Source organism: Pseudomonas sp. P39-UII1 (assembly GCF_039672635.1).
Taxonomy (GTDB): Bacteria; Pseudomonadota; Gammaproteobacteria; order Pseudomonadales; family Pseudomonadaceae; genus Aquipseudomonas.
This window is the reverse complement of record NZ_JBDFPP010000021.1, coordinates 1-12,974: the sequence shown is the minus strand read 5'-3', so window position 1 is coordinate 12,974 and position 12,974 is coordinate 1. Positions and strand designations below refer to the sequence as shown.

Below are 12,974 nucleotides of genomic sequence, written 5' to 3'. Positions count from 1 at the left end.
CCGCGAGGAAATGCCCATGAGCAAACGACTGCCCAACTTGCCCGCCTGGCAATGGCGCGGCTACCACCACAACCATCGTCACCCGACCAACCTGGTGCTGCACCTGATTGCCGTGCCGCTGTTCATCCTCGGCGCACTGCTGGTGCTGTCAGGCCTGTTCGCTCTGGACCTGGGCCAGATCGCCGTAGGCGTCATCGCCCTGATCGCCGGGCTAGGCCTGCAGCGCCACGGCCACCGCCTGGAGGCCGAGCAGCCAGAGCCGTTCGCCAATCGCAAGGACGCCATGCAGCGCCTGCTGGCCGAACAATTCATCACCTTCCCACGCTTCGTGCTCAGTGGTGCCTGGTGGCGCGCCTGGCGGGAGCGGCACAAGCATCGTCGCTAGGCAAACACCGTAACCGTCTGCCGGCTCAAGGCCAGCAACGCTCCCTCTGCCGTCCACAGGGCGGCCGCTGCATGCCCGTAGCCGTCCCGGGCGTGCTCGGTCTCGACGCAGTAGCGGCACCAGTCCAGCGTCGACAGGCGCGCTACCGGCTGGATGAATTCGATGGTCCAGGTCAGCGTGCTGCCTGCAGCGGGTTGTTTCAGGTAAGGCATCAGGCTGGGTGGCCAGGCGTCCACCAGGGCCAGCAAGTGGGCTTCGTTGACCTGCTCCTCGGCAACATCGCGCAAGCGCACCCAGCCGCCCATCTGCCGTGATTGATTGCCACTGAACGGCAGCCCGCCGACTGCCCAGCGCAAAGCGACGTGACGCATGAACTCAGGGGTGATGCCTTTGATGTACGGCAGCTCAGGGGCAGCGTCCTCTAGCGCCTTCATCTGCATGGCGGGCACTGCAGGAACATCCACCACCGATGGCCGCCCCGCACCGAAATTGCCCTGCACCAACGTCACCACCTGGCCATCCTGCACAGCGCGGCCCAGCAGCGTACTGACTGCTTTGCCCTCGCGCAGCACTTCGACTTCAAAACGGGTGGGCACGTCGGGCGCCGCCGGGGCGACGAAACTGATGGCCAGGGAACGCACTGGACGGTTATCGGAGAGTTTCAGGCGCATGGCCTCGTAGACCATGGCAGCCATCAGGCCACCGAAGGCAGCACGCCCCTGGGCCCAATTGGCCGGGATGCTGACCGCGTCCGGGTTTGCTCGCACGGCGTCGAGCAGTTGCTTGAAATTCATGGGCCGGCTCCTGCGTAAGGTGTCAGCCCATACTATCCAGCAAACTGCTCTCGATCAGCCCGCATATCGGTCATTTGCCGGGCTTGCGCCGCTCAAGGGCAGCCAGCAAGGCATCCAGCGTAACGTCGGCGGTGCGTTCGGCTTCGTGCAGCTGCTGCTCCCAATCCACCTTGCAGGGCGCAAGGTCCGCCTGGGCTTGAGCCTGCAGCAACCACTGCAGGTGGTCATGCCAGACACCCAGGTCGCCCTGGGCTTTCTTCAGCAAGCCCTGCAGCCGCTTGCCGGCATGGTCAAACTGGGGATAGGCCTGGTCGCCGTAGCGCACGCGCTTGATCAGCAAGCGCAGGCGATGACGGTCATGGGCGGGGTCCTGCAAGGCTTCATGCAACTTGCGCCACTGCTTGACCAGGCGCTTGTCGACGCGCTTGCCCAGCGCCTTGGCCAGCCCCTCACGCCCCGCTGCACGCAGGAACAACGGGAACGCATCGAGAATAGACAGTACGCGGCCCAGTTGCGGGCTGGCGGCGACGCTGGCGAACGTTGCAGTGCGCCCCTGCAGGCGCCGTTGCCCGGCAGCTGCCAAACCCCGACGCAGCAGCTCGCCCGCCAGCACCTCGCGGTCACGCAACGGCGTGGTCAGCGTGCCAAGCGCCTTTGCAGCGGCCTCCAGCTGCTCTACCCCAGGCAAACCCGCAAGCGGGCGCAGCAGGCTGCGCAGCCGCCGCACGCCTATGCGCAGATCGTGCAGCGCCTCGCTGTCGGTATCGGCAGCCAGGCGCTCGCGACACGCCAGCAGGCGCACCTGCAAGGCCAGTACCTGGGCAACCACATGGTCGAGCATGGCAGACATACAGCGCTCCTCGGTCAGCGCCCGGCGCGCGACTCACGAATGTAGAAACGCGCCTTTTCGGCTTTCTTGCTGCAACCTTCAAAGCCCTCGAACTGCTGCTGGGTCTTGGCCCCGGTCAGCAGCGACAAGGCCTTGGAATAGCTGACAGTACCGGCAAACCCTTCTGCCTTGGCCAGGTCGAGCTCCTTCCAGGCGGCATCCAGCTGCGTCGCGCAGCTGTCACGGTAGGCCGTCTTGCCCGCACAGCCAGCAAGGGCCAGGGCAATCAGAGGAAGGCAGATCCAGGCTTTCATCGGTGGTACCTCAACAGGTTGGAATAGAGTGGCTGTTCGACGCCCGGGCACCTGAAAAGTGCCGCGCTCGGCGTGTTTTGCCTAGAGTCTACATTGAAGCACAGGCGGCGCTCGGTGCATTGTAGGACCATTGTTGCAAAGGCCCGGGGAAGATCATGAGCAAACGTGTAGCACTGGTGTTGGGATCAGGGGGCGCTCGGGGTTATGCCCATATCGGCGTGATCGAAGAAATCGAACGGCGCGGCTACGACATTGCCTGCATCGCCGGCTGCTCCATGGGCGCGGTAATCGGGGGAATCTACGCAGCGGGCAAGCTGGACGAATACCGCAACTGGATCGAAAGTCTGGATTACCTGGATGTGCTGCGCCTGGTCGACGTCAGCTTCCGCCTTGGCGCCATCCGCGGCGACAAGGTGTTCGGGCAGATCCGCAAGATCGTTGGCGAAATCAACATCGAGCAACTGCGCATACCCTATACGGCCGTGGCCACCGACCTGACCCACCAGCAGGAAATCTGGTTTCAGGAAGGCTGCCTGCACCAGGCCATGCGCGCCTCGGCAGCCATTCCCAGCCTGTTCACGCCGGTGATGCAGGGCAACCGCATGCTGGTCGACGGCGGCATCCTCAACCCACTGCCGATCGTGCCGGTGGTGTCGAGCCACTGCGACATGATCATCGCGGTGAACCTCAACTCCACCAACCAGAAGCAGTACCAGTTGCCGGTGATCGAACGGCCGGCAGCGTTCAAGATGCGCTTTGACTCGCTGCTCAGTTCGCTGGGTTCGCACCTGCCGTTCCGGCGCAAGCCGGCCGAAGAGCTGATGCGCATCGAGCAGGAAATTACCGCCGAAGGCCTGGTACCGCCCAACCCCTGGCTGGCCGATGCAGCCTCCCCGGAAGCACAGCAACCGGCGGCGGCACCGGAGAGCGAAGGCGCGCCCAAGTCGGCAACCGGGTCATTCATCATCGACAACGTTGGGCCCGCATCACTGCTTGACCTGATCAACCAGAGCTTCGAGGTGATGCAGACCTCCCTGGCGCAGTACAAGATCGCCGGATATCCACCGGATGTGCTGATCAACGTACCCAAGCGGGTATGCCGGTTCTTCGAGTTCTACAAAGCGCCGGAGCTGATTGCGCTGGGCAGGGAGATTGCGCGGGATACGCTGGATAACTACGAGGGGGAAAAGCGCTAGCGTTGGTCCTGGCACCACAAACGAAACAGGCCGCATTACGCGGCCTGTTTCGTTGCACGGCATCCACTCAGTAGCGAGTGATGTCCGCAGTGCCTTCCAGCTGCTTGCGGTACGCCGCGAAGTCCTGCTGGCCAGCGCGCGAAGCGAGGTAGCGGCGAATCTGCTGCTTCTCTTCGTCGCTGGCGGCGGCGCCTTCGTTGACGCCCTTGAGCTGCAGCACAACCAGGCTGCCATCGGCCAGGACGACACTGCCGTATTCCGGCTTGTCCTTGGCTTCTGGCTTGGCGAGGCGGAACAGCGCCTGCAGCTCGGCCGGGTCGATACCGTCCTGGCCGCGGGTCACTGCCTCGTAGGCCTTCCAGCTCTGCCCGTCGTGGGCGGTGCCGGCGGCGATCGAGCCGTCTTTCAGGCCAGCGATCAGCTTGTCCGCCTTGGTCTTGAGTTCGGCAGTCGCCTTCTCCTTGGCCAGGTGTTCGCTGATGTTCTTGGCCACGGCTTCCAGCGGCATCTGCTCAGGCTTGCGATGCTCCTTGACGCGCAGCACCACGGTGGTTTCCGGGTCCAGCTCGATGGCGGTGCTGTTGGCAGCCTCCTCCAGCACTTCCTCGGAGAACGCAGCCTGGATCACCGCACGGTTGGCAGTGATGCCTTCGCCACCTTCACGGCCGAATGGCGCCGAGGTGTGCACCTTGAGGTTCAGATCCTGGGCCGGCTGGGCCAGGTCGGCAGCCTCGTAGGCGGCATCCTGCAGCTGCTTGCTGGCATCGACGTAACGCTGCTCGACCAGCGGAGTCTTCAGGTCACGCGTGAGCTTGTCCTTCAGGCTGGCGAAGCTCGGTACTTCAGGCGCCTGCTTGCCCAGCAGCTTGATCAGGTGGTAACCGAACTCGGTACGTACCGGGGCCGAGACCTGGCCATCGTCGAGCTTGTAAAGGGCCTCTTCGAAGGCTGGGTCATACACCCCTGGGCCGGCGAAGCCGAGGTCACCACCGGTGTTGGCGGAACCTGGATCCTGGGAGAACTCTTTCGCCAGCTTGGCGAAGTCTTCACCCTTGGCCAGACGCTGCTCGACTTCTTCGACGCGCGCTTTGGCCTGGGCATCGCTGACCTTGTCGTTGACCTCGATGAGGATGTGCGCGGCATGGCGCTGCTCGGCAAGGTTGGCGATGTCTTTTTCGTACTGCGCCTTGAGCTCGTCGTCGGTGACCTTGACCTGGTCGAAGAACGCCGACTTCTTCAGCTCGACGTAATCGATGACCACTTGATCAGGGGTCATGAACTCCTTGGCGTGCTGCTCGTAGTGCGCCTTGACTTCGTCATCGCTGACCTTGACCGCCGCGGGGTTGGCCTTGAAGGTCAACGAGGCGAAGTCGCGGGTCTGGTTTTCCAGGCGGGCAAAGGCGTCTACCTGCTTGTCGGTGACGAAGCTGCTGCCGGCAATACCGGTGCGCACCTGACCGATCAGCATTTCTTCGGCGAGCATCTCGCGGAACTGCATACGGCCATAGCCCATCTGGCGGATGACCTGGTCGAAACGGTCGGCGTTGAACTTGCCATCAACCTGGAATTCCGGGGTCTGCAGGATCACTTGATCCAGCGCGGCCTCGGAGAAGGCGAACTTGGCGTCTTCGGCACCCTGCAGCAGCAGCTTGCGGTCGATCAGCCCTTTGAGCGCGGCGTCGCGCAGCAGTTTTTCGTCCAGCAGCGCCGGGTCGAAATCTTTGCCCAGTTGTTGCATCAACTGGCGACGCTGCATGTCGGTCGCCTGGCTCAGCTCGTTCTGGCTGATGGTCTGGCCGTTTACCTTGGCGGCGTCCTGGCTATGGGTGGCGGCCTGGAAAATGGCTTCGAAGCCGGTCAACGCCATCAACACAACGATGAGGCCGATGATGGTCTTGGCAATCCAACCTTGTGAATTGTCCCTGATATTTTGCAGCATGCGTCCCCCAGAAACGGCTGTACCACTGCGTCGACAACCGCGGAGCGTGGGTAGAATCCTGATAAAAGAAAGGCGCATCCGAGGATGCGCCTTTTCTTAGCAAACGTGTCAGGCGGGAACGTTTGCGACCCGCCTTCAGCGTGCTCGAACCTGGCAAGGCCCGGTCCGGCTGAAAGAGACGACTTAGTTGACGGCGTCTTTCAGGCCTTTGCCAGCCTTGAAACCTGGAACCTTGGCGGCAGCGATCTTGATTGCGTTACCAGTTTGCGGGTTACGGCCGGTGCGCTCAGCGCGCTCTTTGACCGAGAAGGTCCCGAAGCCAACCAGAACGACGTCGTCCCCTGCTTTCAGGGCACCAGTTACGGAGTCGATCACAGCATCCAGAGCCTTACCTGCGGTAGCTTTGGAAATGTCAGCCGATGCAGCGATAGCGTCAATCAGTTCCGACTTGTTCACTCTAAGTCCCCTTTTTCTCTATTTGAGTTTGTTTCTAAGTATGTAATGAAAAGCTTATGAAACGTGCGCTGGGTGGCTTGTTGACAATAGCGTGCCGCTTTATAGCAAGGCCCCGAAAAAACTGTCAAGGAAAGCCCCCCAGCTAAAAACTACTAATGCGTGCTAATTCGTTCCTTAGCATCGCCGTCGCGCTTTTCATCTTTCGCGACAATCTCGGGAGCCACATCTGGCAAGGGCTCCGGGGCGTATTGCAGCGCAATTTGCAGGACTTCGTCAATCCATTTGACCGGTTTGATCTGAAGATCCTGTTTGATATTTTCCGGAATCTCCTTCAGATCGCGAACATTCTCCTCCGGAATGATCACCGTCTTGATCCCCCCACGGTGTGCCGCCAGCAGTTTTTCCTTCAACCCGCCGATGGCCAATACCTGGCCACGCAGGGTGATTTCGCCGGTCATGGCCACGTCGGCACGTACCGGAATCTGCGTCAGCGCCGACACCAGCGCGGTGCACATGCCGATACCGGCGCTCGGGCCGTCCTTCGGCGTGGCACCCTCAGGCATGTGGATGTGCACGTCGTGTTTCTCGTGGAAGTCGGCGGCAATCCCCAGGCTGCGGGCACGGCTACGGACCACGGTCTGCGCGGCAGTGATGGACTCGACCATCACGTCACCCAGCGAGCCGGTCTTGATCAGCTGGCCCTTGCCTGGGATGACCACCGACTCGATGGTCAGCAATTCGCCGCCCACCTGGGTCCATGCCAAGCCGGTAACCTGGCCGATCTGGTCCTGCTGCTCGGCCAGGCCGTAGCGGAACTTGCGCACGCCCAGCAGCTGTTCGAGCTGCTCGCTGGCGACCTTGACCTTGACCTGTTTCTGCCCGGTATGTTCCTTGACCACCTTGCGGCAGACCTTGGCAATCTGCCGCTCGAGGCCTCGGACACCGGCTTCGCGGGTGTAGTAACGGATGATGTCGCGAATCGCCGAGACGTCGACCTCAAGCTCTTCCTTCTTCAGCCCGTTGGCCTTGACCTGCTTGGGCACCAGGTACTTGACCGCGATGTTGATCTTCTCGTCCTCGGTGTAGCCCGGCAGGCGGATGACTTCCATGCGGTCAAGCAGCGCCGGCGGGATGTTCATCGAGTTCGAGGTGCACAGGAACATCACGTCCGAGAGGTCGTAGTCGACTTCCAGGTAGTGGTCGTTGAAGTTGTGGTTCTGCTCGGGGTCGAGTACCTCCAGCAGCGCCGAGGCGGGGTCGCCACGCATGTCGCTGCCCATCTTGTCGATCTCGTCGAGCAGGAACAGCGGGTTGCGCACGCCCACCTTGGTCATTTTCTGGATCAGACGGCCAGGCATCGAACCGATGTAGGTCCGGCGGTGGCCACGGATCTCGGCCTCGTCACGCACGCCGCCCAGCGCCATGCGCACGAACTTGCGGTTGGTCGCGGCAGCGATCGACTCGGCCAGCGAGGTCTTGCCCACGCCAGGCGGGCCAACCAGGCACAGCACCGGGCCGCGGATCTTCTTCACGCGCTTCTGCACGGCGAGGTACTCGAGGATCCGCTCCTTGACCTCTTCCAGGCCATAGTGGTCGGCATCGAGGATTTCCTCGGCCTTGGTCAGGTCCAGGCGCACCTTGCTCTGGGCCTTCCACGGCACCTGCACGAGCCAGTCGAGGTAGGACCGTACCACGGTGGCCTCGGCCGACATCGGCGACATCTGCTTGAGCTTGTTCAGCTCGGCCTGGGCCTTGGCCAGGGCGTCTTTCGGCAGGCCAGCGGCTTCGATGCGCTTTTTCAGCTCTTCGACTTCGTTGTGGCCTTCGTCGCCATCGCCGAGCTCTTTCTGAATGGCCTTCATCTGCTCATTCAGGTAGTACTCGCGCTGGCTGCGCTCCATCTGCTTCTTGACCCGACCACGGATACGTTTCTCGACCTGCAACAGGTCGATCTCGGCATCCAGCATGGCCAGCACGTGCTCGACACGGGTCGACAGGTCGACGATCTCGAGGATTTCCTGCTTCTGCTCGATCTTCAGCGCCATGTGCGCGGCCATGGTATCGACCAGGCGCCCAGGCTCTTCGATGCTGTTGAGCGACGACAGCACTTCGGCGGGCACTTTCTTGCCCAGCTGCACGTACTGCTCGAACTGCGACAGCAGCGTGCGCACGAAGACCTCCGACTCGCGCTCGGCGGCGTCGGTTTCGTCGATCAGGGAAACTTCGGCACGGATGTGCCCTTCTACTTCGGTAAAGCGTTCAACGGCGCCACGCTGCTCGCCCTCGACCAGCACCTTGACGGTGCCATCCGGCAGCTTCAGCAGTTGCAGCACGGTTGCAACGGTACCGACGCGGTACAGGGCGTCTTCGCCCGGATCATCGTCGGCAGGGTTCTTCTGGGCCAGCAGAAGGATCTGCTTCTCGCCAGTCATCGCAGCCTCAAGGGCCTCGATGGACTTCTCACGCCCCACAAACAGCGGGATGACCATGTGCGGATAAACGACGACATCGCGCAATGGCAAAAGAGGCAAGTCGAGGGTGGTCTTCATGATTTCGCCTCTACAGCGGCCTTATGGCCGGAAACCGGTGGAAATATTGCTTGGACCTAATGTGGGGGCACGCTTGGGAAATTACAAGCGCTTGAATAGGAAAAGCAGAAAGGGGCCCGTAGGCCCCTTTCTTGCTTGCTGGCAACAGCCGACTCAGGCGTCGGGTGCGACCTTGGCTTGCGGCTCGCTGTTTTCGTAGATCATCAGCGGCTGCGAAGTGCCTTCGATGACGCTCTCATCGATCACCACTTTGCTGACATCCTTCTGCGAAGGAATCTCATACATGGTGTCGAGCAGCACACCTTCGAGGATCGAACGCAGGCCACGGGCGCCGGTTTTGCGTTCCAGGGCCTTGCGTGCAACGGCCTTGAGCGCATCACTGCGGAACTCGAGGTCGACACTTTCCATCTCGAACAGCTTGGCGTACTGCTTGGTCAGGGCGTTCTTCGGCTCGGTGAGGATCTGCATCAATGCAGCCTCATCCAGCTCGTCGAGGGTCGCCAGAACCGGCAGACGGCCGACGAACTCAGGGATCAGGCCAAACTTGACCAAATCGTCCGGCTCGACTTCACGCAGCGATTCGCCAACCTTCTTGCCCTCTTCCTTGCTGCGTACTTCGGCGCCAAAACCGATGCCACCTTTGGTGGAGCGGTTCTGGATGACCTTTTCCAGGCCCGAGAAGGCGCCACCGCAGATGAACAGGATGTTGCGGGTATCAACCTGCAGGAACTCCTGTTGCGGGTGCTTGCGGCCCCCTTGCGGCGGAACGGAGGCCACGGTGCCTTCGATCAGCTTCAACAACGCCTGCTGCACGCCTTCGCCCGAAACGTCACGGGTGATGGACGGGTTGTCCGACTTGCGCGAAATCTTGTCGATCTCGTCGATGTAGACGATGCCCATCTGGGCCTTTTCCACGTCGTAGTCGCACTTCTGCAGCAGTTTCTGAATGATGTTCTCGACGTCCTCACCCACGTAACCGGCTTCGGTCAGGGTGGTGGCGTCAGCAATGGTGAACGGCACGTTCAACAGGCGTGCAAGGGTTTCGGCGAGCAGGGTCTTGCCCGAGCCAGTTGGCCCGATGAGCAGGATGTTGCTCTTGCCGAGTTCGACCTCGTCACCCTTCTTGTCACGCTGATTCAGGCGCTTGTAGTGGTTGTACACCGCTACGGCCAGCACCTTTTTCGCGCGCTCCTGACCAATCACGTACTGGTCCAGGATGCCGCTGATTTCTTTCGGCGAAGGCAATTTGTGCGCGCTGCTTTCGGCCTGGGCTTCCTGCACCTCCTCACGGATGATGTCGTTGCACAGGTCGACGCACTCGTCGCAGATAAATACCGAGGGCCCGGCAATCAGTTTGCGCACTTCGTGCTGGCTTTTGCCGCAGAAGGAGCAATAAAGCAATTTGCCGCTGTCCTCGCCGTTACGGGTGTCAGTCATTCGATCGATCCAATCCGGTAGGCTTGCAACACAAGATGAAGGCAATTGCGGGCTTTTTCAAGTCCGCAGGTAGGCGCTTTCGACGCCTACCTGCTCTGACACCTGGGTTCAGGAGGCCAGTTGCCGCTTGTCGTATACCGAGTCGATGAGGCCATACTCGGCCGCGCGCGAGGCGCTCATGAAGTTGTCACGCTCAGTATCACGCTGGATGGTCTCGAGATCCTGGCCGGTGTGGTAGGCCAGCAGCTCGTTCAAACGCGCCTTGATGCTGAGAATTTCCTGGGCGTGGATCTGGATGTCGGTGGCCTGACCCTGGAAGCCGCCGAGCGGCTGGTGGATCATGACGCGCGAGTTCGGCAGGCAGTGACGCTTGCCCTTGGCACCCGCGGTCAACAGGAAGGCACCCATGCTGCAGGCCTGGCCGATGCAGATGGTCGACACGTCCGGCTTGATGAACTGCATGGTGTCGTAGATCGACATGCCGGCCGTCACCGAACCGCCTGGGGAGTTGATGTAAAGATGGATATCCTTGTCCGGGTTTTCCGCCTCGAGGAACAGCATCTGCGCCACTACCAGGTTGGCCATGTAGTCTTCTACAGGGCCCACCAGGAAGATCACTCGCTCCTTCAACAAGCGCGAGTAGATGTCATAGGCGCGTTCGCCGCGGGCGGACTGCTCGATAACCATCGGGACCAGGCCGCCTGCGGCCTGGATGTCAGAGCTCTGCTGAATATAAGAATTGCGGGACATGTCCTGCGCTCACTCCCAAATAGTCATGGCTTGAATACGCACAAGCCAGCGCGAAGGCTGGCTTGTGGGGTTTCCTACGAGAGAACCGGATTACTCAGCTTCGGCAGGAGCCTGTACTGGTTTTACGGCTTCTTCGTACGAGACCGACTTGTCGGTCACAGTCGCTTTCTGCAGAACAGTATCTACAACTTGCTCTTCCAGCACAACCGAACGCACTTCGTTCAGTTGCTGGTCGTTTTTGTAGTACCAGGAGATGACCTGCTCAGGCTCTTGGTAAGCCGAGGCCATTTCTTCGATCATTTCGCGAACCTTGCCTTCGTCCGGCTTCAGGTCGTACTGCTTGACCACTTCGGCGACGATCAGGCCCAGCACCACACGGCGCTTGGCTTGCTCTTCGAACAGCTCGGCCGGCAGTTGCTCAGGCTTGATGTTGCCACCGAACTGCTGAACAGCCTGGACGCGCAGGCGGTTGACTTCGTTTTCCAGCAGGGCTTTCGGTACTTCGATCGGGTTGGCGGCCAGCAGACCGTCCATGACCTGGTTTTTCACCTTGGTCTTGATCGCCTGACGCAGCTCACGCTCCATGTTCTTGCGAACTTCGGTGCGGAAGCCTTCCAGGGTCGATTCCTTGATGCCGAACTGGGCGAAGAATTCTTCGTTCAGCTCTGGCAGCACAGGGGCCGAAACGCTGTTGACGGTGATGGTGAACTCGGCGGCTTTGCCAGCCAGGTCCAGGTTCTGGTAGTCCTCAGGGAAGGTCACGTTGACAACGCGCTCTTCGCCTGCTTTGGCGCCAACCAGGCCGTCTTCGAAGCCCGGGATCATGCGGCCGGAACCCAGTACCAGCTGGGTGCCCTGGGCCGAACCACCGGCGAAGGCTTCACCGTCGATCTTGCCGACGAAGTCGATGTTGACCTGGTCGTCTTTCTCGGCAGCGCGCTCGACAGCCTCGAAGCGGACGTTCTGCTTGCGCAGCACTTCCAGCATGTTGTCCAGGTCGGCGTCAGCCACTTCGGCGCTCAGGCGCTCGACGTTGATCGACTCCAGGCCGGAAACAGCGAACTCCGGGAACACTTCGAAGATAGCGACGAATTCCAGGTCCTTGCCCTTCTCGAAGGACTTCGGCTCAACGGCCGGAGCGCCAGCCGGGTTCAGCTTCTGCTCGACGATGGCTTCGTAGAAGGAAGCCTGGACCAGGTCACCGAAGGCCTCTTGGCGAGCATCGGCTTCGAAACGCTGACGGATCACGCTCATCGGCACTTTGCCTGGGCGGAAGCCCGCGACTTTGGCGCGCTTGGCAGTCTGCTGCAGACGCTTGTTGACTTCGTTCTCGACGCGCTCGGCCGGAACGGCGATGGTCATGCGGCGCTCGAGAGCGGAAGTGTTTTCAACAGAAACTTGCATGGATATTCCTCGTTGCACAGACGTTAGCCGGCGATAGCCCGACTCCAGAATCAAGGGCAAGCATTCTAGTGAGTCACGCACCAGAAGTCACCCCACTCGGGACGACGGGAAACCACGCCGGTCGATTAGCTTGCAAGGCCCGCACGGCTTGCCGCCGGGCCTCTTTATATAAGTAGGCTGCGCAACGCCATCGGCGGCGCGCAACCGAAATACCTTGTCAAACAACTGCAGCGTGTGAAAACGCCCTTATTGCGGGTCGATCTCGTTGAACTGGCAGTACTCTTCCCACTCCATGCCCAACGCCTCGGCCACTTCGCGGTGGGTCTCCAGGCGCATGGCTTGCAGCTGCTCGGGGGTTTCGGCGATCAGTTGCAGCGCCAGCTCCCAAGGCTGCAGGCCCTGCTCGTCGGCGGCATCCTCGAACGCCCACTGGATCTGCTGAGCCTGCTCGCGCGCATCCAGCTCACTGATCTCTTCGAGCAGTTGCGGATTGGCTTCGGCGAAGCGCTGCAGCGCCAGGGCCTGGCGGGCTTCTTTTGCAATCATCGGGCTATTCCTCTACCGACCTGTCAGTCGGTGTTTCAACCGGCTGAAATCTATCAGCTTTTATTGGGGTGTCACCAGAGGATTACAAGGGGGTTGCGCGATGTTTTTTTGAGGGCGCACGCTTTGAGTTTTGAGGCGCGAAGCGCTTGCCTTGGGATCTTCAGCGCCCTTGAGATCGAGCGCCGCCCGCGGGGCGCTTGGCTTGGGATCTTCAGCGCCCTTGAGACCGAGCGCCGCCCGCGCGGCGCTTCGCGGGGCAAGCCCGCTTGTATGGTAGGACTTGAAGGGAGGAGGAGGGACATAGCTCGCTTCTGACTGTTCGCAGCAGTACAGACCGTGGGAGAAATCACCCCTCCTCCTTTCAACACCCAAGCG

13 protein-coding genes are annotated in these 12,974 nt (G+C 61.1%); 2 read left to right on the top strand and 11 right to left on the bottom strand.

The genetic code is table 11. The annotated features are described in order from the left end of the window. Positions 1–16 precede the first annotated feature (16 nt). Complete coding sequence (locus ABEH27_RS21180) at positions 17–385, top strand: Mpo1-like protein (RefSeq protein WP_346615435.1); 369 nt, start codon at positions 17–19, stop codon at positions 383–385. Here the strand turns inward: ABEH27_RS21180 and ABEH27_RS21175 are convergent. The 3 genes from ABEH27_RS21175 to ABEH27_RS21165 form a co-directional block, all read right to left on the bottom strand. Then, entirely contained in the window at positions 382–1,179 is a 798-nt protein-coding gene (locus tag ABEH27_RS21175; protein ID WP_346615434.1) for a thioesterase family protein, read from the bottom strand. The genes ABEH27_RS21180 and ABEH27_RS21175 overlap by 4 nt on opposite strands. A 70-nt stretch (positions 1,180–1,249) precedes the next feature. Next, on the bottom strand, positions 1,250–2,029 hold the full coding sequence (locus tag ABEH27_RS21170) for a CHAD domain-containing protein (RefSeq protein WP_346615433.1): 780 nt from the start codon (positions 2,027–2,029) through the stop codon (positions 1,250–1,252). A 14-nt stretch (positions 2,030–2,043) separates the two neighbouring features. Next, on the bottom strand, positions 2,044–2,322 hold the full coding sequence (locus ABEH27_RS21165; protein ID WP_346615432.1) for a hypothetical protein: 279 nt from the start codon (positions 2,320–2,322) through the stop codon (positions 2,044–2,046). Between the two features lie 155 nt (positions 2,323–2,477). On the opposite strand from ABEH27_RS21165, the gene ABEH27_RS21160 reads away from it, so the two are divergent. After that, on the top strand, positions 2,478–3,518 hold the full coding sequence (locus tag ABEH27_RS21160) for a patatin-like phospholipase family protein (protein ID WP_346615431.1): 1,041 nt from the start codon (positions 2,478–2,480) through the stop codon (positions 3,516–3,518). Between the two features lie 67 nt (positions 3,519–3,585). Here the strand turns inward: ABEH27_RS21160 and ABEH27_RS21155 are convergent, their stop codons facing one another. The 8 genes from ABEH27_RS21155 to ABEH27_RS21120 form a co-directional block, all read right to left on the bottom strand. Continuing rightward, positions 3,586–5,457 carry a SurA N-terminal domain-containing protein gene (locus ABEH27_RS21155; RefSeq protein ID WP_346615430.1) on the bottom strand — a complete coding sequence of 624 codons (1,872 nt, stop codon included), beginning with the start codon at positions 5,455–5,457 and terminating at the stop codon, positions 3,586–3,588. A 183-nt stretch (positions 5,458–5,640) separates the two neighbouring features. Next, positions 5,641–5,913: an HU family DNA-binding protein gene (locus tag ABEH27_RS21150; protein ID WP_027593949.1), complete on the bottom strand. Its 273-nt coding sequence runs from the start codon at positions 5,911–5,913 to the stop codon at positions 5,641–5,643. A gap of 152 nt (positions 5,914–6,065) precedes the next feature. Next, positions 6,066–8,462 (bottom strand): endopeptidase La, encoded by a 2,397-nt coding sequence (gene lon / locus ABEH27_RS21145; RefSeq protein ID WP_346615429.1) that lies wholly within the window; start codon positions 8,460–8,462, stop codon positions 6,066–6,068. 153 nt (positions 8,463–8,615) lie between these two features. Further along, positions 8,616–9,899 carry an ATP-dependent Clp protease ATP-binding subunit ClpX gene (clpX, locus tag ABEH27_RS21140; protein ID WP_346615428.1) on the bottom strand — a complete coding sequence of 428 codons (1,284 nt, stop codon included), beginning with the start codon at positions 9,897–9,899 and terminating at the stop codon, positions 8,616–8,618. Positions 9,900–10,007: 108 nt separating this feature from the next. Beyond that, a complete protein-coding gene (clpP, locus tag ABEH27_RS21135; RefSeq protein WP_012271562.1) occupies positions 10,008–10,649 on the bottom strand; it encodes an ATP-dependent Clp endopeptidase proteolytic subunit ClpP in 642 nt (213 codons plus the stop codon). 90 nt (positions 10,650–10,739) lie between these two features. Continuing rightward, on the bottom strand, positions 10,740–12,053 hold the full coding sequence (gene tig, locus ABEH27_RS21130; RefSeq protein ID WP_346615427.1) for a trigger factor: 1,314 nt from the start codon (positions 12,051–12,053) through the stop codon (positions 10,740–10,742). Positions 12,054–12,299: 246 nt separating this feature from the next. Continuing rightward, the gene (locus tag ABEH27_RS21125) at positions 12,300–12,599 is read right to left on the bottom strand and encodes a DUF6388 family protein (RefSeq protein ID WP_346615426.1); all 300 of its coding nucleotides are present in this window, start codon (positions 12,597–12,599) and stop codon (positions 12,300–12,302) included. A 60-nt stretch (positions 12,600–12,659) separates the two neighbouring features. Beyond that, on the bottom strand, positions 12,660–12,974 hold a 315-nt coding region (locus ABEH27_RS21120), incomplete at its 5' end, for a hypothetical protein (protein WP_346615425.1).